This is a genomic window from Marivirga tractuosa, from assembly GCF_042140215.1.
Classification (GTDB): domain Bacteria; phylum Bacteroidota; class Bacteroidia; order Cytophagales; family Cyclobacteriaceae; genus Marivirga; species Marivirga tractuosa_A.
This window is the reverse complement of sequence record NZ_CP159478.1, coordinates 4,715,618-4,737,783: the sequence shown is the minus strand read 5'-3', so window position 1 is coordinate 4,737,783 and position 22,166 is coordinate 4,715,618. Positions and strand designations below refer to the sequence as shown.

The 22,166-nt window shown below is 35.1% G+C and carries 14 protein-coding genes; 10 read left to right on the top strand and 4 right to left on the bottom strand.

Translation table 11 applies throughout. The annotated features are described in order from the left end of the window. Positions 1 to 112 precede the first annotated feature (112 nt). Complete coding sequence (locus tag ABWH96_RS21060; RefSeq protein WP_375579454.1) at positions 113 to 1,483, bottom strand: hypothetical protein; 1,371 nt, start codon at positions 1,481 to 1,483, stop codon at positions 113 to 115. 150 nt (positions 1,484 to 1,633) lie between these two features. Here ABWH96_RS21060 and rbfA point away from each other — a divergent pair, with 150 nt between their 5' ends. The 7 genes from rbfA to ABWH96_RS21025 all read left to right on the top strand — a co-directional run bounded on the left by rbfA (position 1,634) and on the right by ABWH96_RS21025 (position 9,746). Then, positions 1,634 to 2,026, top strand: a complete 393-nt coding sequence (rbfA, locus tag ABWH96_RS21055; RefSeq protein WP_375579453.1) for a 30S ribosome-binding factor RbfA — start codon at positions 1,634 to 1,636, stop codon at positions 2,024 to 2,026. A 17-nt stretch (positions 2,027 to 2,043) separates the two neighbouring features. Further along, positions 2,044 to 3,270 carry an ABC transporter permease gene (locus ABWH96_RS21050; RefSeq protein ID WP_375579452.1) on the top strand — a complete coding sequence of 409 codons (1,227 nt, stop codon included), beginning with the start codon at positions 2,044 to 2,046 and terminating at the stop codon, positions 3,268 to 3,270. Between the two features lie 105 nt (positions 3,271 to 3,375). Further along, positions 3,376 to 6,306 carry an SNF2-related protein gene (locus ABWH96_RS21045; RefSeq protein WP_375579451.1) on the top strand — a complete coding sequence of 977 codons (2,931 nt, stop codon included), beginning with the start codon at positions 3,376 to 3,378 and terminating at the stop codon, positions 6,304 to 6,306. Between the two features lie 69 nt (positions 6,307 to 6,375). Beyond that, a complete protein-coding gene (gene radA / locus ABWH96_RS21040; RefSeq protein ID WP_375579450.1) occupies positions 6,376 to 7,740 on the top strand; it encodes a DNA repair protein RadA in 1,365 nt (454 codons plus the stop codon). Positions 7,741 to 7,928: 188 nt separating this feature from the next. Further along, complete coding sequence (locus ABWH96_RS21035) at positions 7,929 to 8,531, top strand: DUF2179 domain-containing protein (RefSeq protein WP_375579449.1); 603 nt, start codon at positions 7,929 to 7,931, stop codon at positions 8,529 to 8,531. Between the two features lie 197 nt (positions 8,532 to 8,728). Beyond that, positions 8,729 to 9,133, top strand: coding sequence for a DUF4783 domain-containing protein (locus ABWH96_RS21030; protein ID WP_375579448.1), 405 nt, complete (start codon positions 8,729 to 8,731; stop codon positions 9,131 to 9,133). A 208-nt stretch (positions 9,134 to 9,341) separates the two neighbouring features. Continuing rightward, positions 9,342 to 9,746 (top strand): DUF4783 domain-containing protein, encoded by a 405-nt coding sequence (locus tag ABWH96_RS21025; RefSeq protein ID WP_375579447.1) that lies wholly within the window; start codon positions 9,342 to 9,344, stop codon positions 9,744 to 9,746. 6 nt (positions 9,747 to 9,752) lie between these two features. On the opposite strand, the gene ABWH96_RS21020 is transcribed toward ABWH96_RS21025, so the two are convergent. Beyond that, positions 9,753 to 9,956: a PspC domain-containing protein gene (locus ABWH96_RS21020; RefSeq protein ID WP_375579446.1), complete on the bottom strand. Its 204-nt coding sequence runs from the start codon at positions 9,954 to 9,956 to the stop codon at positions 9,753 to 9,755. A 171-nt stretch (positions 9,957 to 10,127) separates the two neighbouring features. On the opposite strand from ABWH96_RS21020, the gene ABWH96_RS21015 reads away from it, so the two are divergent. After that, complete coding sequence (locus ABWH96_RS21015; protein ID WP_375579445.1) at positions 10,128 to 11,432, top strand: 1-acyl-sn-glycerol-3-phosphate acyltransferase; 1,305 nt, start codon at positions 10,128 to 10,130, stop codon at positions 11,430 to 11,432. 245 nt (positions 11,433 to 11,677) lie between these two features. Here ABWH96_RS21015 and ABWH96_RS21010 read toward each other — a convergent pair whose 3' ends face one another. Beyond that, positions 11,678 to 13,114, bottom strand: coding sequence for an SLC13 family permease (locus ABWH96_RS21010; RefSeq protein ID WP_375579444.1), 1,437 nt, complete (start codon positions 13,112 to 13,114; stop codon positions 11,678 to 11,680). Between the two features lie 227 nt (positions 13,115 to 13,341). On the opposite strand from ABWH96_RS21010, the gene ABWH96_RS21005 reads away from it, so the two are divergent. Continuing rightward, positions 13,342 to 14,040: a hypothetical protein gene (locus ABWH96_RS21005; protein ID WP_375579443.1), complete on the top strand. Its 699-nt coding sequence runs from the start codon at positions 13,342 to 13,344 to the stop codon at positions 14,038 to 14,040. A gap of 42 nt (positions 14,041 to 14,082) precedes the next feature. Then, positions 14,083 to 14,550 (top strand): hypothetical protein, encoded by a 468-nt coding sequence (locus ABWH96_RS21000; protein ID WP_375579442.1) that lies wholly within the window; start codon positions 14,083 to 14,085, stop codon positions 14,548 to 14,550. 206 nt (positions 14,551 to 14,756) lie between these two features. On the opposite strand, the gene ABWH96_RS20995 is transcribed toward ABWH96_RS21000, so the two are convergent. Next, a complete protein-coding gene (locus tag ABWH96_RS20995) occupies positions 14,757 to 21,998 on the bottom strand; it encodes a choice-of-anchor D domain-containing protein (protein WP_375579441.1) in 7,242 nt (2,413 codons plus the stop codon). Positions 21,999 to 22,166 lie beyond the last annotated feature (168 nt).

The following is a 22,166-nucleotide window of genomic DNA, read 5'->3' as shown; positions in this document are numbered from 1 at the left end:
ATTCGCTTCAAATATGAGTAAAATCAGATTCTAAAACAACATCACATGTCAAAAACGTTATGAAAATTTTGTTCATTATTGTTTATCTTTAGTAGGTATGCTTTTTACAAATTTATTTTTTTAAATCTTTAGTCTTTATTACATGCAAATTACGGCTAATTTGAAGGTATTCTTCATTTATCAAAGACATTTCTGCTTTATGTTTTTTGAATATTCCTAATATATCTATAATTAATTCAGGCTTAAATTTTTGAATATCATCATTTAAAGCAATTAGTTGCTCTTTTTCATTCATCTGATCTAAAATATATTCACTTAATTCAGGATGATAGAATCGAGTTGCTATTCTGCCTGCATGTTGGTACATATCTGTATTCCCTCCTAAAATCATAACCGATTTATCTTTTATCAATTCATCATATACTGATTTTTGGCTTGTTAGTTTATTGAACTCCCCAAACCTGTGAATGGTGAAATTTTGATAGTAAATCGTAAAGTTTATTGTGATTAGGATAACACTAAAAAAGAGTGAAAATATCTCAGCTTTTAATTTATTTTTAAACTGAAAAATTAAATGAATAATAAAGAATGCAAATGAAGGTACAAAACCTAATAATTCGAATGGAGCTTGTTGTTCAGAAATCCACCAACTACCTAGTGCGGCTAAAAACATAATGAACATAACTTGCTGCACCCTTAATTGGTAATTTGTAAAGCGGGAAGCACTAAATGTTTTGTAAAGTGCAAATAGAAAGATAATTGTGGGAAATATAGAAATTATAAGGATTGACTGTAAATTAATTATAGGAACAACAGAGTCCCAAATATTAAATGCTGCCCATTGAGTATAAAGTGCATCTAGCCCGTCCTGCCAGTAAAAATAGATCAGTACTATGGCTATGGGGAATGTAAAACCATATAAAAACAATAAATATCTACGTAAAACTAGGCTTGTTAATAATGCAAAAGAAAGAATGGTAGCCACTAAGAAAAATATTGAAGGAAGATACAACAGAACGGCCAATCCCATGAAAATACCCGTTTTTAGAATAGTGGCATCCTGAAGTTTATTTTCTATCCTCAAATAAATATTGTCTAAAACCAATAAGATAAAGGTAAGGCTAATGAGTGCTGGTGATAATGTAAAGAAATCGTAGAAAGTAAACATCATCAAGGCATAAATCAATGCGGGGATATAAGAGTTTTCATTGTAAGCTTTATTTCTTAACATTATATTGTTAAAAAGAGAAAACTGGTAAGTGACTAACAAAAATGCTATAATTTGTAAAGCCAAAATCGATTTGCCAAATACAAATTCTATTGCCATATAAATCCAGGCAGCTAAAGGGGCTATTGGACTTATTAAATCTTTATATAAAGTTTTACCTGAATTCAGAGCTTCTCCAATTAAGAGCCAATTGGTTTCATATACCAATGGTTCTGACCCAATTAGATAGGGTAAACGCAAAAGGAGAACTGCCAAAACAAGGATCAGTAAGCGATAAGGGTCATTTATTCGGAAAAAACCTAACAATAGTCTTTGGTTTTGTTTAAAATACAATTGCTAAATTAGGCGATAAAGCACAAATTGTATAAAATATCGTGCATATTTGTAAAGAAATTATAGAATGATATGGCTGCAGGTTCAAGACAGAAAAAATATTCCAGTTTATTACAGAAAGATTTAAGCGAAATATTCCAAAAACAAATGGCTAATGCCTTTGGAAAAGCTTTTATCACGATCACAGATGTGGAGGTATCTCCAGATTTGAGCTATGCTAAAATTTATCTAAGCCTAATGTTGTCTGATAATCCTAGCGAAACATTGGAAATGATTAGAGAAAGAAAAAGTGAAATTAGAAAACACTTAGGAAATAGAATAGGGAAACAAGTTAGAATTGTTCCTGAGATTGCATTTTTCATGGATGATACCTTGGAAAGAGCAAATCGCATAGATGATATTCTATCGAAACTCGACATCCCACCAGAAGAAAAAGATGAGGATGATGAAGAAAAAAATGATTAAAATCCAGCATTAGAATATTGAAGAACCTATCATTTTTCATAGCAAGAAGATATTTCCTATCTAAGAAGAAAAAAGGATTCATTAATGTGCTTTCCATTATTGCCATGGTCGGTGTTGCTATTGGAACGGCTGCATTGGTAATAGTACTTTCTGTTTTTAACGGATTGGAAGACTTAATTCGATCTTTATACAGTTCTTTTGATGCTGATATTAAGATTAGTTTGAAGGAAGGGAAATTCTTTGAGTACGATAAAGATCTACAGAATAAAATAGAACAAAGAGAAGGTTTAGCCACGATTGTGCAAGTAGTGGAGGATAATGTTTTGGTACGTTATAATGATGGCGAATCTGTTGTTCGTATGAAGGGTGTTAGTCCTGATTTTGTGGAAAAGAGTGAATTGAAAAACCACATCACAGAAGGTCAATTAAAGCTGACAGAAAAAGAGCAGAATTTTGCAGTGGTTGGTCAGGGTATTCGATATGATTTGTCAATCAACTCTCGAAATGATTTTTTGGCTTTGCAATTTTATTATCCAAAAAACATTAGCCCGGGCAGAACAAATCCTTCCAGTATGTACAATTCAGGAATTCTAATGCCAGCAGGGATTTTTGCTATTGAAAAGCAATATGATGAGAAGTATATTTTTGTTCCCTTGCGCTTTGCTAGAAAATTAATAGGTAAGAAAAACGAATGTACCTCAATTGAAATTAATTTGGCAGAGGGAACATCAGTTGAGAAAATTCAAGAAGCCCTAAAGCAAGATTTAGGTGATAAATTTGAAATTCAAAATTCAGATGAACAACATGCTTCCTTGCTTAAGGCAATTAAGATTGAAAAATTATTCATTTATATTACTTTCAGTTTCATTTTAGCGGTAGCTTCTTTCAACATCTTTTTTGCTTTAACCATGCTCGCTTTAGATAAGAAAAGAGATATCAGCATTTTGTATGCAATGGGAACCCCAATAAAAACTATCCGCAATATTTTCTTAAAAGAAGGGGCTATTATTTCACTCTCTGGAGCTTTAACTGGTGGTCTTTTTGGTTTTATTATTTGCTTATTGCAGCAGGAATATGGGTTAGTTTCTATGAACATGTCTTCTGCTGTTCAAGAGGCTTATCCAGTTAAGATGATTGCCTCAGATTTTGTCTTCACTATGCTGACAATAATGATTATTACTATTTTAGCATCTTTCAAACCTGCCCAAGTTGCTGCTAAATCAGTAGAAATTCAGCGATTATAGGAAAATATTCAAAAAAATAATACGAGTTCCATCCTAATTCATTAAATTTCAATTCTGATTTTATCAAAAAACTGACATAAACTGTTTGATCGATAAGTTTTATTCATGAAGGTATACACCACTCAACCATTTCAACTGATATATTCGCTGTTCGAACATGAATATTTGGGCTACACTTTCGAGTCTTTTGTAGTGCAAAAAAATAGTAGGGGGGAATTAACTTTTTCCCATCAGAATATTTCCGCAAAAAATGCCAAAGAATTCGAAAAGGGTCTTGATGATGTGGACTATGAGCTTATTGAGCTTATGGATCAAATGCAGCAAGATGTGGTAGTGAGGAAGTTTGCCAAAAAGAAAATGAAGCCTGCAGAATTCTTCGATAAATATTACAATCTGGATGGTGGAAATGAATTAGTAAAGAGTGAAATAGAACGCTACATGGAAAAAAGGCGTTCAGAAATTCTTAGCAGAATAAAAGGCAAGATGCTTTTTGAAATGGGGAATGATGGAGAGCCAGCTTGGCGTCAAATCGAAATAATGGAAGAAAAAGCCACTATCCTTTTCCATTTTGTAAAAAACGAAGATAATACGCATTATTTTCCTACTATTAAGCATAATGGAGAGAAGTTAGAATTTCAATATAAAGGGGCGTACTTAATTTGTAATGAACCCGCCTGGCTAGTGGTTGACCAAAAGTTGTATTCTTTTGAAAAAGACCCAGAAGGAAAAAAAATAAAGCCTTTCCTCAATAAAAAATTCATTGCGATTCCTCAGAAAGTAGAGGAAACCTATTTCAAAAAATTCGTTGCACCGCTTGTTGCCTCTTTTGATGTGTTTGCTAGAGGATTTAAAATCAAAACATTTCGAGAAGAGCCCTTTCCTAAACTGAAAATTTCAGAATTAGCGGTTGTCAAAGGACAAAGTGTGGGTCTTTTTGACGAAGAAGAATCGAAGCCTGAGTCTGATGGGAATTTACTTTTAGAATTAAAATTCCAATATGGAGAGCATACGTTTCCATTAGGTAAAGGGGAAGGAGTTTCAGTAAAAGTTGAGAAAGAGGATGGTCAGTTTGTTTTTAAGCGATTGGTTAGAAATCTTTTGAAAGAAAAAAGCCTGAGAGATGCTATGGTAGATAGGGGCTTAGACATAATGAAAGGAAAAGTCACTCTACCAAAAGCCATTGCTTTTAGCTGGATTACTAAAAATGTGGACTGGCTGCAAGAAAACGGTGTAGAAGTTGAGCAGGGCAGATTATATGACAACAAGAAATATTTTGTAGGAAAATCATCAATTGAAATTGATATATCCGAAGGTATTGATTGGTTTGATATCAATGCAGTTGTGATGTTCGGAGATTATGAAATCTCTTTTAAGGAACTTAGAAAGCATATTTTAAATAATCAAACTGAGTTTCAATTGCCTAATAACCAGACTGCAGTAATTCCATCTCATTGGTTTGAAGATTATTCCGAGCTGTTCAGTTTTATGGAAAATGGTGATGAAGATGCTATGAAAATGCGAAAGCATCATTTGTCACTTGTCAATGAAATGGAAAATAGCAATTTGGCTAAAGTTCAAATGGACAGAAAACTAGCAAAACTGAAAGACTTCACGCAGATAGATGACCATCCAATGCCTGAAGATTTTTCAGGGGAATTGCGCCCTTATCAAAAGGAAGGCTTTAATTGGTTGCAGTTTTTAAATCAGTATAATTTTGGCGGATGCTTGGCTGATGATATGGGTTTAGGAAAAACCGTTCAGACTTTAGCCATGCTTCAATCTGAAAAGGAAAATGGCAGGACGGCTGCAAGTCTTTTAATAATGCCAACCTCTCTGGTATATAACTGGCAGTCTGAGGCGGAAAAGTTTACGCCCGAATTGAAGATATTTGTTTACACAGGAACAAACAGAATCAAAGACAGCAAACAATTCGAGGATTATGATTTGATTTTAACTTCCTATGGGATCACACGCTTGGATGTGGATATTCTGTCGGAATTTTTATTCAATTACATTATTTTGGATGAATCTCAGGCCATTAAGAATCCAGATTCGCATATTGCCAAAGCCGTAAAAAAATTAAAATCTAGAAGAAAACTTGTGTTGACGGGTACTCCTGTGGAAAACAGTACTATGGATTTATGGTCGCAAATGTCGTTTGTAAATCCAGGGCTTTTGGGAAATAAGAAATTCTTTAAAGATGAGTTTGTAACACCTATTGAGAAAAAGCGAGATGAACAGAAATCACAGAAATTAGCTACGTTGATTAAGCCATTTATTTTGCGAAGGCATAAATCCCAAGTGGCAACTGAACTTCCTGATAAAATAGAAAGTGTCCATTACTCAGGCATGACTACCATGCAAGAGGAAAAATATGAGGAGGTTAAAAACTACTTCCGTGACATGATTTTAGATGAAATTGAGAAAAAAGGAATCCGCAGTTCTCAAATGATTTTATTGCAAGGATTAACTCAATTGCGACAAATTGCCAATCATCCTAAAATGGTTGATCCAGAATATCAAGGCGATTCAGGGAAAATGGAAGACGTTACCCACATGCTAAGTTCAATAATTTCTAAAGGGCATAAAATTCTAGTTTTTAGCCAGTTTGTTAAGCATTTGAGCCTTTTTAAAGATTATATGGAGCGTAGCCATATCAAATATGCTTATTTGGATGGAACAACAAAAGACCGTCAGAAACAAGTGAAACTATTTCAGGAAACGGAAGAAATATCTGTATTCCTAATTTCCCTGAAAGCCGGAGGTTTGGGATTGAATTTGACCGCAGCGGATTATGTATTTTTATTAGATCCTTGGTGGAATCCAGCTATCGAGCAACAAGCAGTGGACAGAGCACATAGAATTGGTCAAAAGCAACAAGTTTTCACCTATAAATTCATCACCAAAAATACTGTAGAAGAAAAGATACTCGCACTTCAAGAGAAAAAACTGACGTTAGCAAGGGACTTAATCAGCACAGAGGAAAGTTTTATGAAAAGCTTGAGCAAGGAAGATATTCAGGGGATATTGGCTTAATTTATTCACAACTTAAATATTTCACTACTATCTTCATTTTTATAAATAAATTGCAGCATAAATTATTTTATGGCTAAAGTTAAATCAGCATATTTTTGTCAGGAGTGTGGACATGAATCACCTAAATGGGTTGGAAAATGTCCGTCATGTGGACAGTGGAACACCTTTGTGGAGGAAGTAGTTACAAAGGAAAAATCTTCAAGCGGATATCAATCGCCTAGTAAAAGAGCTAATAAACCAATTGCTATCCAGGAAGTGGAAAGCACTAATGAAGCCAGGATTAAAGTGGCTGACCGTGAATTGAGCAGGGTTTTAGGAGGAGGGATAGTGCCAGGCTCATTGGTATTAATTGGCGGAGAGCCAGGCATAGGAAAATCTACTTTGATGCTTCAGATAGCCTTGCAGCTTGCAAATCTTAAAGTTTTATATGTTAGCGGTGAGGAAAGTGCTCAGCAAATTAAAATGCGAGCTGATAGAATGGAACATGATTCCAAAAACTGTTTTATCCTCACCGAAACTCATACCGCTGATATTTTCAGAGAAGTGGAAGCTTTAGGACCTGATTTGCTGGTGATTGATTCCATTCAAACTTTACATTCTCCTAAAATTGAATCAGCTGCTGGTAGTGTTGGTCAGGTAAAAGAATGTACGGCTGAATTAATGCGATTTGCCAAAGAGAATAAAATCCCAGTTTTTTTAATCGGACATATCACTAAAGATGGCGCAATTGCTGGCCCAAAAGTTTTGGAACATATGGTGGATGCTGTCCTGCAATTTGAAGGTGATCGCCACCTTACCTATAGAATATTACGGACTACCAAAAATAGATTTGGCTCCACAAATGAATTGGGTATTTATGAAATGATGCAAAATGGCTTGCGGCAGGTCAGTAATCCTTCTGAAATATTAATTTCCCAAAAAGACAAAGACAGTAGTGGAACGGCAATAGGTGCCACTTTAGAAGGTAATAGACCTCTTTTGATTGAAATTCAAGCTTTGGTGAGTCCTGCAACTTATGGTACTCCTCAACGATCTGCTACTGGCTATGATAGCAAAAGATTAAACATGTTGCTGGCAGTTTTGGAAAAACGAGGAGGTTTCCGCTTAGGCATTCAAGATGTGTTTTTAAATATAGCTGGAGGTGTTAGAGTGGAGGATCCTGCTATTGATTTGGCCGTTTGTGTTGCTATTATTTCCTCATTAGAGGAGATTCCTTTGTCTTCCAAAACCTGCGTTGCCGCAGAAGTTGGGCTTAGTGGTGAGATTCGCGCAGTAAACAGAGTGGAGAATAGAATAGCTGAAGCAGAGAAATTAGGATTTAAGGAAATATTGGTTTCCAAATTTAGCATGAAAGGGGTTGATACCGCTCGCTATAATATTGAAATTAAAACCTTTAGTCAGCTGGGTGAAGTGGTAAGTTATTTGTTTGGATGATAACTTAGGTATAAGATTGATGATTTTAGACTAAAGATGTTGGATTTCAGTCAGACGGTTGGAACCGTCAAACCGCAATACACAGACACACTAAATATTTACTGGTATAATCTCAATCCAAAACTATCTATTTTCCCAACTGAATTAATTTTCACATATTTGAGTTTCTTCTTTCAAATTGAATTTATATGCAAGAGTTTTTTCAAGAATTAGGTTTTTCCAGTGACCTATTTGCCTTTATAATTTTGCCTTTGTTAATTTTTATGGCAAGAGTTGCAGATGTTTCAATTGGGACTATAAGGGTTATACTAGTAATGCAAGGTAAGAAAGGGCTTGCACCGCTTTTAGGCTTTTTTGAATCTTTAATATGGTTGTTGGCTATTGGTCAGATATTTCAACATATCGATAATCCCGTAAGTTATATTTCATATGCTACCGGATATGCTTTTGGGACCTATGTGGGTATTATTTTGGAGGAAAAAATGGCAATAGGTCGGGTTGTGGTCAGGGTAATTACAGCTTTGCCTGCTCATGATTTAATAGAATATTTAGAAAAAAAGAATCATCGATATTCAAATATTGATGCTACAGGTAATGACGGCAAAGTGAATATTATTTTTACAGTTGTGAAAAGAAATACTTTGAAAGAATTGATCCCTAAAATTAATGAGTATAATCCAAAAGCATTTTATACTATCGAGGGAGTGAAAAAAGTAAGTGATGAAGAGGTGTCATTTAAAGAAAATAAGGGGATTTTGATAGGTAAAATGCTGGATATTCGTAGTAAATAAAATTAGAGCTAATATCGTTTATTTGGAAAATAAATGAATGCTTTTTGCATACTCGATTCCAATATGCTAATTTGTATGAATATTATGTTTGAACTTAAAGAATAAAATCAAAAGCTATATTAAAAAATTAAAAGCTTTTACTTAATCTATGGCATAATTTTAGCTTATTCACTTATTTAAATGAATTATAAATCCTAATGAAGGAAATTGCTATCAGGTTTTTTTTAATAATGGTATTATCAGTCTCTAGTTTGACTTTAGCCCAAGCTCAGAATGAATCGCTGTTTGCTGACGTCCGATCTGCACTTAAGGCAGGTAGTTCAAAAGAATTATCTCAATATTTCCATGATAATATAGAGCTAAATATCAAAGGAGAATCAGGTAATTACAGTAATGTACATGCTGAAATATATTTAAAGGAATTTTTTAAAAAACACGAACCTATCAGCTTTGAATATGCACATCAAGGCAGTTCTAATGAAGGTTTGAAATATGCCATCGGAAATTATGTTCATTCAGAAGGTACTTATCTGGTTCTCATAAGAGCTAAAAAAATTGATGGCAAAGAAAAGATATATATAATTGATTTTTCTGAGGAATAGATCAATTTATCTTTCCCTGTATCCAGCCAAGATATTTTTCTATTCCTGCGAAAACTTTTTCTTGTTTTCTTCACAGAGGCATCCTATTTAAATCAATCTAAAAACAAGGGAAACAGCTTTTATCATTATAAAATAAATTAAGTTTTAATTTATAAGGTATGGCACAATTTTAGCTAACTCACCTATTTAAATCTGATCATAAATTCTAATGAAGGGAATTGGTATAAAAATTTTCTTTTTCCTATTATTTCCAAGCATAGGAAATGGCAATACCTATGCCCAAAATGAGTCACTTTTTGCAGATGTTCGCTTAGCACTTAATACTGGTAGCTCAAGGGAATTGTCCCAACATTTCCATGATAATATCCAGCTCAATGTCATAGGTGAATTAGGTAATTATAGTAAAGCCCATGCAGAAATTTATCTAAAAGAGTTCTTTAAAAAGCATGAACCTATCAACTTTGAATATGTCATCCAACGAACTTCAAAAGGAGATTTGAAATATGCCATTGGGAATTATGTTCATTCCGAAGGCACTTATCTTGTCCTCATTAGAGCTAAGAAAATTGATGGTAAGGAAAAAATATATATGATTGATTTCTCAGAAGAGTAAATCATTTTATCTTTTCCAACTCAAATTTTCTTCCGGCATAACAAACCATAAAATAATATATACTAATATCCCTGGAAAGGCCGCACTTAATATGGAGATTAAAACATAAAGTAAACGTACTTTTCCTGCATCCCAGCCAAAGTATTTAGCTATTCCTCCACATACACCTGCGAAAACTCTTTCTTTTGTTCTTTCTAATTTCTTTTCCATTTTTCTTTTTATAAATATTTATCAAGATGAGTGCCAAATACCAAAACTGCTTAAAATAGCATTTTTAGGACTAAAGCTAATTTTTAGCTGTTCATAATCGAACATTTTTTTAGTGATATTGAACACTGTCTAAAATCATTATATTTGTGGCTTTACTATTTTATTTACCGAATGTACAATATTCTAAAGTCATTGATTTATTATTTCTTACGCTCTTTAATGGAGGCGAGTTTATCTTTTAGTTATCGTAATATCCTAGTAACAGGTTATGATAAAATTAAAAATCGTAAGCCAACTTTATTTGTGAGCAATCATCAAAATACTTTTATGGATGGTCTTGTTTTGATTAAAGTAGCTCGAAATATAAGTCCTAACATATTGGTTAGGGCAGACATTTTTAAATCAAAATGGGCAGCTATTGCACTTGATATTATTCGATTAATTCCCATTTATAGAAAAAAGGACAATATGGGCAGTGTAGCCCAAAACAATGAGATATTTAAAAAATGTGTTCATCTATTTAAAAATGGTGAACCTTTATTGATTTTTCCTGAAGGGAATCATGCTATAAGGAGGTTTTTAAGGCCCATGCAAAAAGGCCCAGCAAGAATTGCTTTTCAGGCTGAAGAGGAAAATGATTTCCGATTGGGCTTAAATGTAGCTCCTTTTGGAATTCATTATGAAAATCATCCGAAGAGATGGTACGATTTACATGTGCATTTTGGAGATGCCTTTCAGGTAAAGGATTTTCAAACAGTTTTTGAAGAAAACCCGACTAAGGCTCAGAAGCAATTTACTGATAAAATGCGGGAAGATATTTCAGATGAAATGCTTGATATTAAATGGCATGATGAATATGAATTTATGGAGCAAGTAAGAACCTTACTAAAACCATACGCCACAAGCTGGGCTGAGTATAAAAAATCCATTGTTCATGCAGAAAATGAGGTGGTTAATACTTTAGCAACTCAACTTCAGGAGAATGAAGAAAGAACGGCTTTGATAAAAAGTAAAGTTAAGACTTATTTTGAAGAAGTGAAGGAATATGGACTTTCAGAAGATTTTACAGCAAAAAAAACAAATATAGTTGGTTTGTTTTTTAAAGCTCTAGGAGTTTTGATTGGCTTGCCTTTTTGGTTCATAGCCAAAATTGTCAATTTTATTCCTGAATACATTATTGAAAAAAAGGTAATAGCCGGAGTGAAAGATATTACCTGGCATATTTCGTTAAGAGCTGGTATTTCATTATTCCTTTATCCTTTATTTTACCTATTAATATTTATTGTTTTAAGCATTAGCCTAGGCTGGGTTTTGGCAGGAATAATAGTTTTTACTTTCCCGCTAGTCTCGGTAGTAATGTACGAAACAGAATATCATTTCAAAAAACTGAAAAATGCTTTCATTCTTTTCAGAAGACCTGAAATTTTAGAGAAAGAACAAGAATTGGTAAAGGAATTTAAAGGCTTTTTGGTGTGAAAAACAAATAGGAAATAAAAAATGATAATTCAGCTAAAGCTGAAATGATTTAACCACTGAGTTTCACTGAGGATTTCACTATGGGCACTAAAAAATGTACAGCTAAAGCTGGTTATTTTCAATCCCATAAAAAACAAATGAACACTATTGACCAATTAAAAGCTATGAATTTGCGATCTCTGTGAAATTCATTGCGGAACTTTGCGGTTAAAATTTAAGCAGCCTTCGGCTGTTTCCATTAGATGTTAACCTCCTACAAAAGGAGCCAGAAAATATCCAGCCACCACCAAAACAATCACCGCTAAAATATTCAATAATATCCCAGCCCTCACCATTTGCTTCATATTGATATAGCCACTTGAAAAAACTATTGCATTGGGCGGGGTGCTGATGGGCATCATAAATGCACAACTCGTAGCCATGGCAACAGGTATCGCCAAAAGTAATGGCTCTACATCCAGTCCATTAGCTATGCTCAATACCATAGGGATAGCGACTGTGGTTAAAGCCACATTACTCATAACCTCAGTTAAAAATAATGCTAATGCAGTTAAGATTAACAATAATAGCCATAATGGGATGTTTTCGTATTGACTGATGGCTTCTCCTATCATATCCACAAAGCCGGCAGTTTCCATGGCTTTGGCTAAGGTCATTCCACCTCCAAATAAAATCAAAATTCCCCAGGGAAGATTTTTCATGTCCTCCCAGTTCATCAGCATTTTGCCTGATTTATTGAGCGGTACTAAAAAAGTGGCCAATCCGCCAGACATGGCAGTTACCGTGTCATTCAAAAGTTCTATCCCTAAAAGTGAATTGACCTGAGATTTGAATATCCAGCAGCAAGCAGTTAGACTGAATATTACCGCTACCCATTTTTCTTCTTTGCTCCAACTACCTAATTGCTTTAACTCCTGATTGATAAACAATTCTGCTTTTTCAATTTTAGTGATGCCATGTCGGAATAAAACCTTGGTTAGCATTTGATAAATAATTACTAACATAACGGCCACCGTTGGAATCCCTATTATCAACCAGCTTACAAAACTAATTTCTTTTCCTAATATGCTTTTCACCAATCCTACCAAAACAACATTGGGAGGAGTTCCAATAATGGTGGCCATACCACCAACATTAGCAGCATAAGCAATACCTAAAAAAAGAGCTGTTTTAAAACGGTTAAATCCTGAAAATGTATTCTCATGCACTTCCAGTAATTTTACTACAGAAAGGGCGATGGGTAACATCATTACAGCCGTGGCGGTATTGCTGATCCACATGCTGAGGACGGCAGTAGCCAACATGAAACCTAAAATGATTCCATTCGCATTGGTTCCAGTCAAGCGGATTAGATTTAATGCAATTCTTCTATGGAGCTGATGTTTCTCCATGGCCAATGCAAGCATAAACCCGCCCATGAAAAGGAAGATAATAGGGCTTGCATAAGGTGCGGTGGCATTAGTAATATTAAACACTCCAGTGCTTGGAAATAAAACCATGGGCAAAAGAGCCGTAGCAAAAATGGGGATAGCCTCAAAAATCCACCAAATGATCATCCATAGGGCAATGGAAAAAACGTCCCAACCAATTTCTGGAAACCAAAATTGAGGATCGGCCCATTGGATAATTATGAAAACCAAAGGGCCTAAAGCTAAGGCGATATATTGAAGTTTTACTTTCAATGAATATTTTATTCAATGTCGAAATTATAAAAAATTTACCCAGAAGTAATATTTTTCAAAATAAAAGAACTGCTTGCCTTTGAACATGAATGGTTTACTCAATCTATTCATGTTTCAAAATTCTATACATTAGTTTTTTTTCCAACCCTTTTTTTATAGTCTGTGTCACTTACCTAAGAAGTTAAGTGTGAATAAATATTTTTAATCAAGACATAAGTTGAACTAAAATGATGAAAAAAAACTATCAACCTTATTTATCTTTCATTCTAACCTCTTTTTTAATGCTCAGTTGTGTGGCCTATCAGCCCCAAATGGTGGATGTTCCTTTAATACATGAAAAAAATGACTTGCGAGTGGATGCAGGTTTATCTTTAGTGAAGGGCAATATTGGTGGTACTTTTTCCTATGGAGTTTCAGATAAAATTACTGTTCAAGTTCATGGTAATACCATGATAGATGGAACTAAGCATAATTATATACAAGGAGCTGGAGGATACTATAAGCATTTTCAAAATGATGCCGTAATGGAATTATATGGAGGCTTAGGATATGGAAATATCTACGCATATTCGGGTGCACAGCCAGGGGATTTGGACGGCTTTCATCATCAGTATTTCTCACAATTAAATTTTGGCAAAATCAATATTGCCAATGGTAAAATAGATCTAGGAATAGGATTAAAAACAGGCCTTTTATTTTCCGAAATGCAGGATAATAATTATTACTCTAATACAGCTGAGACAGGATTAATATATAATCATAACATGTTGCTGGGAGAGCCTACAGCCTTTATTCGCTTTGGAGGTGAGCATATTAAATTTAATCTAAAGGCAGGAGCGGTGGCCATGCAAGAACTTTCAAACAGCGGTCAATATTACCCCTATTCATGGTGGAATTTGGGCTTTGGAGTAAATTTTAATTTTTGAACTGTAACCAACGATTTTGACCTGAGTAAATGGAATTAAACTATGAGTAAACTAAACTTAATATCAACTATAACACTCATTATGTTAATGAGCTCATGCTGGGAAAGAGGAGCTGGAGTTAGAAAGCCAGAAGGAATTACTGCAGTTCTTTACGGAACTGAAAATCAAATTTGGAAAGGAGAAGATTTAGATGTGTGGTATTTTGATCAGGATGGAGATTCCTTGCGCTTTTCTAATCAAACGGTAACAGTAGGTCGTTTTGAAGAAGAAGATACATGTAAACCGTATTATTGGGCTATTCCATTTCCTTGGATTGCTTACTATCAAAATGTTGACGAATTTTATTTGATTTATGGGGAAGATGAACAGTTTCAGGATACTGTGAATGTTAATATGAACGATATGTCGATAAAAGAACTATATTTCAATGGCCAACCCATTGATAGAGTGGAACCAGAAGAATGTGATGGAACAGGTTTTTATGAATTTTATTTAAAAACCGATGAATAAAATTAAAAGGAATGAGCATTGATCAGGTCAGTGCTCATTTTTTTATTTTCACGCTAAAACTCTTTTCAAAATACTTACTGAAATGCGTGATTTTGTATTCCTTTTAAGTGGAAATCGATCCATAAAGAATTAAGCTTTTGTAATAAAAAAAGGCAACAAAATTAATTGTTGCCTTTTCTGAATTTAAACTTTATTAATTATGCAAATTACCATTTCAAGATTCTAGATTGTGAAACAATTCCTCCTTCTTGATTTTTGACTCTTAAGTGGTAAAGTCCTTGAGGATATTTTCTTAAATCTAGCTTTCCTTTGTTCTCTCCATTTTTCACAGATAGAATAGTATGATCTACTAACTCACCTGTTACATTAAAGAGCCTCACATGGAATTGATCGCCTTCACCGTTTAAGTCAACATTTATAAAATCAGTAGCTGGATTTGGATAAGCGCTTACGATAACATTTTCCTCATTAGCTACCACATTTTCCTTTTCTACGATTTCTTTAACCAATTCTGGATCTTGCTCATCTCCAAGGTTATTAATCACCATTATACCATCTAAATCATAACCATCTGCATTTCCTCCTTGGAAATCATCTGAGTTACTGACATCAGTGATTCTGATAAACTTAGCTGTGGTTAAACCACCATTGGCTAAATCAACTTCTCCATCACCACAAATTTCATCCGCAATAATTGCCCAATTTTCACCATCCACAGAGGCTTCTATTTTCGCTTTTTCTGGATATTGTTCACATGGTCGATTCGCATCTCTAAAGGAAGTCTCTACTATTAACAAATCATTTCCTTCATGATCCATTACTTCACAACCCAATTCAATAGTAATTGAACCTCCAAAACCTAATGCCACAAAGTTATAATTATCGTTTTCCTGTGGCTGACCTAATGCTTGTTCAGGATTAGATCTACTTTGCGGAATTGCTTGTCCATTTTTTCGATTACCTGGTTGATAAGATGTAATGGACTCTCCATAACAGAAATCTGGTTGGTTGTCAATCACTTCAAACTCAACAGTTAAGGCTTTACCTTCTTTCCCGCTACCATTTGCACCTGTGTAAGGAGTTGCTGTGATTGTATTAACACCTTTTGGTAATGCTACCGGATAGAATGAATTGCCATTGTTAAAATCGCCATCCAACGAATATGGAGCAATGTTCTCAGTTTGGAAGGCTTCTTGACCGTTAAAATCAAATACTACACTTCCTACATCTGCCATGGTTGGGTTTGCAATAACGCTAAACTCATTGTTAGCATAATTATCTAAATTGATAATTTCACCTGTAAATAATTCACCGATCTCTTCGTTCAATTCAGCATTGATTAGCGTGAAACTACTAATTTCTGGTAGTTCAAGAACTTCTAATGAAACTGGAATTGATAATTCAGGAGAGATAGGATCGTTACTACTAACAATTATATCTCCAAAGTAGGTCTCGCCTGCATCCAATCCTTCTGAAAAGAAGGTTACAGGAATTTCAGCAGTTTCTCCTGCTGCAAGTACTCCTTGAATTGGTGGAGTAAATGTGATTGCTAAATTGTCCGTTAAATATTCATTGTTAAATATAACCTGAAGTCCTGATAATCCCTGAGGGCCTTCTAAACCTACCGTGGAAGAAGTTGCAAGAGTTGAAGCAACATTTTCGTATTGCATCTTAATCTGCCCATTAGGATATAAAATTACTTGAAAGCTAACAGGATCAGGTATTGGCAAAAATGGTGGAAAACCAAAGCCAGGTACACTATCATACTGAACAATGAAATAATCATCATGTGCCTCATAATACACTCCTCCACCGTCTTGTGGCTCTAAATCTGCCCACATAGGCGCAATGAATAAATTTGGATTAGATTCATCTGGAATCTGTGCATTCGTAAAGTTACTTCCTACTATTGCATCAAAAGTCAAGAAACCATTAGCTCCAATAGTGACTTCATTTTCATTGCTTCCAAAGAAATTAAATTCAAATGGCAATGGTACAGTGGTGTTTCCATCTCCACCAACATCGGCTAGTTGCCCAGTTTCACTTATGTCAATATAATCATAAGCAGGGCCGCCACTATTGTTATCTATCCAAGTATAACCAAAGGTTCCTGGTCCTCCACTGGCATTTAAAAATTCAGGGCCTACTCTTGTGTCCTCTGTTTCTTTACTTAGGATTTTATCATAAGTAAGTTTTTCATACTGTTTCACTTCACTATTTTCAGATTGTGCTTCTCCAAAGTAAGGCACTGATAATGAATAATTAAGATCTGCAGCTCCTGTATTAGAAATGGTTACATTTTCTGTTGTTGAATCACCTTCATAAACTACTACAGAAAGAGAATCAGGAGAAAGCTCTATCACAGGTGGATCTATACCCACACCTGATAAATAAATATTAGCAGATTCGTTACCGAAAGCATCATTGCTTTCAATTAAAATCTCATCCGATATATTACCTACACTACTAGGCGAAAAGCTAACATTTACGACTCTTGACTGATCAGGCAGTAAATTGAATGGGCCTGTTTCATCTATTTCAAAATCAGCATTGCCATTTGATAAAGAAGAAACAATAAGTTCTTTTGAACCCTCATTCGTAATAAGTAAAGAGGCCTCAGAAGTCAATCCTACAAATATTGGTTCAAACATTAAGGAATCAGAATCAAAACCGATCTCAGGGAAACCAATAACAGTCAGGTCAAATAATGCAATAGTTCCAGAATCGGAAGGCGCATTAGTTGATGCGATTAATTGATCGAAATATCTGCCGTCATTTAAATCAGTGGCATCTAAAGTAACCGTTATATCCTTTGACCCACCTGCTGGAACAACACCACTTAAATCATCAACAGCTGTAATGAAAGAAGTGAATGTTATGGTTGGTTTAATAAACCTAACGGCCAATTCATCCTTTATATAAGAAGTGTTAAATGCAACCTGAGCACCATCTGTGCCATCGCCATTTTCAATTCCCACTGTTGTAGTATTAAGAAAAGAAGCACTTTCTACATCTTCATAATATATATCAATATTCCCATCATCATGCAACACTATTTGGAAAGTGACCGATTCATCAGCCGATCCAAAATATTCAGTAGCGTCTGTCCATTGAACTATAAACTTATCTCCAAAATCTTGATAATGAACTGCTCCATTGAATTCTTGTGGCTCTATATCATTCCAAAAACCTGCAATCATGTTATTAACATTATCATTGGTTGGAATTTGTGAATTAGTCCATGTATTGGCTCCTGCTGGGGCCTGAAATGATACAAATCCATTAGCATTAACAAAAGCACTAGAATAGCTTTCACCATAGAATTCAAACGCAAAAGATAAAGGAACTTGTGCTGTGCCATCTCCTCCTACATTAGATGTGATTTCATTTCCCGAAGCCGTTATGTCAGTGAAATTGTATACTGGGCCATTTTCTTCGTCTGAATCTATCCAGCTATACCCAAAGTCATTATCTGTCCCTACATTGTAGAGAACATCATGACCTACTCTCGTATCTTCGGCTCCTTTCTCTTCTACCATACCCGTATTATCAAAGGAAAGTAATTCGGAATTATTCAAAGCAACTTCAGGATTGGCTAAAATTGAATTTAGTGCCAAATCAGGAAAGGAATAAATCAATGGTGCGTTACCATCATTTTTTAAACTGATTGTTTTTTCAATTGTAGTTCCTGCGTCCGTGGTTTCAACAATTTCCTGTGGATCAAACTGACCAATTGGTGGCTCAGCTCCAATTCCATTTACCACAACTTCAATCGGGTTTTGCATTCCTGGAGTTTCAATACTGATAATTCCGTTTATACTTCCTAATTGACTAGGTGCAAAATTTACCGTAACAATCTGTTCTTCCCCAGGACTTAAATTTGCACTTGATGGTGAAACAGAGAAATCAGCATTATCTGACGAGATAGAGCTAACATTTAAATCTGCTAACCCAGCATTTGTAACTGAAAAAGTTCTTTCTTTATCTTGTCCTAAAAACACATCATTGAATAATAAATATTCATCTGAAACTTCAATTTCAGCAGTTTGACCAGATACATTTAAACTAGTAGCCACGGAAATGGACGGGTTTATTGGGTCATTACTTGAAATGAGGATATCAGTTTCATGTAAGCCATTTGGCAAACTAGTACCATCAAAAGTAGCCGAAACTTCAAATGATTCACCAGGAGCAACTGTCCCGCTAGCTGGAGATAAACTAATGTAATTATCTGAACCAGATCCGCTAAGTGCTCTTACTAAAAATACAAAGCCTGACGGGTTAAAAGTATCTCCCCCATCTCCACTAAAGAAATAAGTGTTTGGGCGTTGTGAAATATTATCATCAACTCCTTGAGGGAATTCAATTCCATCTGGATATTTATGAACAACCCAAAAAGACTCCCCTTCTGAAAATGAGATTGATTCATTTAGCTCTTCAATAGCAAAAATACCTTCTTCACTAGCTTGACTGAAAGTTTGACTAGTTAATAGCTCTCCTTCGTTTGGTGTATTTCCACCAAGATATACTTCAAGGATTACCACAGGATCGCTTACTGCCTCTGTTCTAAATGCATTGCGCACTGCTGTTAAATTAAATGCAGACTCTACATCGAACTTAATGGCACTAGTATAAGCACCTTGTTGAACACCTGCAAAGTCATCAGGGAAATTGATTCCTGAATCATAAGCTATAGAATCTGAAAAGGTATTGGAGCTTAATTCACTTCCTTCTTTCTTTTTAGAAGCAATAGTACTCAAAACTTTGGCTTTAATCCCAGCGGATTTTTCCTCCATTTCTTTTGAGTTACCTACTCCATAAAGCGCCATGTCTAACTCTTCAATTTTTATACTATTTAAATTAGAGTTAGGTGTGAAGGTAGTAGCGCCCAATGAGGTACTAAAATCTAATGAGCTTTCACCAGAGTTTGAAATGGTAAAGGTCTCGGTTTTAGTAGCTGGATCATCTACAGAAACATCAATAGCTGCACTAATTTCATCAGGATTAACAGAAATAACAGGAGGTTGCACTACTGTTAAGCTTACTGGTACATCGATAGTTGAATTAGCACTATCGTTGCTATTAACAGTAATAGTTGCAGTATATTCTCCTGGTGTTAAGGTTCTAGCATCAAATTTTACTTCAGCAGCAAGCGAGCTTCCAAATGGAACATTGCCCACCGTTGGATTAACAGTAAGAAAAGGAGCATCTGCATTTCCATCAATAATCTCAAAATTATCAATGTCAATTGTACTGCCAGTGGCTTCCATTGCAGATAAAACTACCACTTGTTCAATTTCACCAGCAAAGCCTTGTCCAGAAAAGACCATTTCATCATCGAAATAAACAGAAAATGAGAAATCTTCTTTATCTACAACAATTCTTAAATCAAAATATCCATCTGGAATTTCTGCGTCCACGCTAACAAAATCAGGATCCACAAGTGCATCAATAGTTCCGTCACCATTGAATCTTAGTCGTGTGACTACTGAACCAGCAGCCGGTGATTGAGGTATAATTTCCCAAGTAACTCCTTCCCCTTCAATATTTACACGAGAGGAATAAACCATAAAAGGTTCATCTCCTGGCACAACTGTTGGGGATATTGCTAATACTGAAGCTGGTCTATCTGCACCTAATCCATCTGAAACTCCACGGAAATGTAAATTACCATCATCAGGATTACTGTCGGAAATAACCCAATTATCTTCAAATTGGCTTACCCATCCATTTTGTCCATTGATATCTCCTATACTAAAATCTTCAAAATCAGTAGTGTATAAACTTGTGATAATTTCACTATACTCATTTGATTCAGTCTTCAATAGAGCACTTTTGCTACTTCCTTCTACATAAGGATAAGTGGCAGTATTAAAACCACCAGTTGCAATAGCTTCTTTTGTTTTCTTCAAATTTGAATTGAACTGATCAAGCGAATCGCCATCAATAGAGATGTTAAAAGTTAAATCAGCATTACCAGTATTACTTATGAGTAATTCTTCTGTACGAACTTGAAATTGCTCTATCTCTTCTGAAAAAGCAGTAGGAGAAACCTCAATAATAGGTGCTTCTGTTCCATCCAAAACCCTGATTTCTACAGGTATCCTTATAGATGTGGGGGAATTAATTACATCCACAAGAAGAGTGTCATTATAAATTCCTGCTTGTGCGGATGAAGCATCAAATAATACTTCAAAAGATTCATCACTTAAAGAATCAATGCTAAGTGAAGTAGGATTAATCTCATTAATGAGATTAATAGATTGAATTGAACTTATTGACACATCTAAGGATGAATCTGAAAGGTTACTTAAATTGATTGTAGTCAATAATGAGTCATTCACATTTAATTCTTCTGAAATGGAATTGATGTCAGCAACAATTGGAGAAACATCTGCCTCATTTATTTGCCAGCCCATATCCCTGAACAGACCTCTTGTGATATCTCCAATGTCAAAATTAGATTCAGCAGAGCCAACTTGAGGAGTCATTAAAGAATTGGGGTCACCCGCAGGAAAGGCCGCCTCATCCCAGTGGGCAATACTTGAGCCTCCTTGAAAATTACTAGGAGCGTAAAGTTCTGGCCTTTGTCCGTTTAATGCTGAAACTGCAAAGGTACCTCCCATAAATATATCTCCACCAGTGAAGGCATCTCCTAATTCAGTTGAAGGGTCAGGAAAATCTAATAGTAAATTCCCGTCACCGTCCTCAATAAAAAGGCCATAAACTGCAGGATTTCCATTTGATCTCAAGGATCCAACGCCACCACTAAATGAGCGAACAGTAGTAAATCCTAAACCATGACCAGCTTCATGCAATGCCACAGTTACAAAATCATATTGTCCAGCAGGAGTGTTGCCATCTAAACCAAAATACCAAGGTATTCCAGTCCCTAAATTGACAATAAGATCAAAATCTTCATCTGGAAACAAGGCCTCACCAGCTAATGCATTAGCTAATGCTGCTGGATACAGAGTATTTTCTTCAGGTGCCCCTGGAAAGTTAAGTACATTGTAAGCCGGGCCAGCAGATGCTAAGACTCCTGCCCCTAGATTAGCAAATTCTGCATAAATCTTAATAGGAACAGGAGAAACTATTTGAGTTGCCCAAATATCAAGTGCATATTCAAAAGCAGCCATTGCTTCCGGGTTAGCTTGTGCCCCAGGGCCAAAAGTAATTTCAAATTCCGCTGTGGCAGCATTTTGCGCTGTCCTTTGATAATCTCCGCTGGATACTTCAGGTATATTTATTCTAGTAAACATATCCTGATCCTTTGCCGGACAAATTATTGGTTCGGCTGGTCGTTTTTCAACCCCTTGAGCTCTTATAAAGTCAGTTGACATTAAAAGCAAAAAGAGTACCGTTAAGCTTGTAATAAATAGACGGTTTTTTCCACTAAAATAGGTATTTAAGTGGTCAATTCTAAGATAGTAATATTTTTCTCTCATGACTATTGTGGTTGGTTATAAAATATTAATCAATGAAAGTAATAATTAATCTGTTGAAAATCAATATATAACGATTTTATGTGTATGTCTATCGAAAAATAAAACGTAATAGTTAGGTGAGAAAAACTTTATTTTTCGCTATTTCAATGCTTTAATGCAATAAAATAT

Coding starts and splice junctions, on each gene's coding strand:
- ABWH96_RS21030 (WP_375579448.1), top strand. CDS start 8,729: ATGAAGGAAATTGCTATCAGGTTTTTTTTAATAATGGTATTATCAGTC.
- ABWH96_RS21015 (WP_375579445.1), top strand. CDS start 10,128: ATGTACAATATTCTAAAGTCATTGATTTATTATTTCTTACGCTCTTTA.
- ABWH96_RS20995 (WP_375579441.1), bottom strand. CDS start 21,998: ATGAGAGAAAAATATTACTATCTTAGAATTGACCACTTAAATACCTAT.
- ABWH96_RS21025 (WP_375579447.1), top strand. CDS start 9,342: ATGAAGGGAATTGGTATAAAAATTTTCTTTTTCCTATTATTTCCAAGC.
- rbfA (WP_375579453.1), top strand. CDS start 1,634: ATGGCTGCAGGTTCAAGACAGAAAAAATATTCCAGTTTATTACAGAAA.
- ABWH96_RS21035 (WP_375579449.1), top strand. CDS start 7,929: ATGCAAGAGTTTTTTCAAGAATTAGGTTTTTCCAGTGACCTATTTGCC.
- ABWH96_RS21020 (WP_375579446.1), bottom strand. CDS start 9,956: ATGGAAAAGAAATTAGAAAGAACAAAAGAAAGAGTTTTCGCAGGTGTA.
- radA (WP_375579450.1), top strand. CDS start 6,376: ATGGCTAAAGTTAAATCAGCATATTTTTGTCAGGAGTGTGGACATGAA.
- ABWH96_RS21045 (WP_375579451.1), top strand. CDS start 3,376: ATGAAGGTATACACCACTCAACCATTTCAACTGATATATTCGCTGTTC.
- ABWH96_RS21000 (WP_375579442.1), top strand. CDS start 14,083: ATGAGTAAACTAAACTTAATATCAACTATAACACTCATTATGTTAATG.
- ABWH96_RS21005 (WP_375579443.1), top strand. CDS start 13,342: ATGATGAAAAAAAACTATCAACCTTATTTATCTTTCATTCTAACCTCT.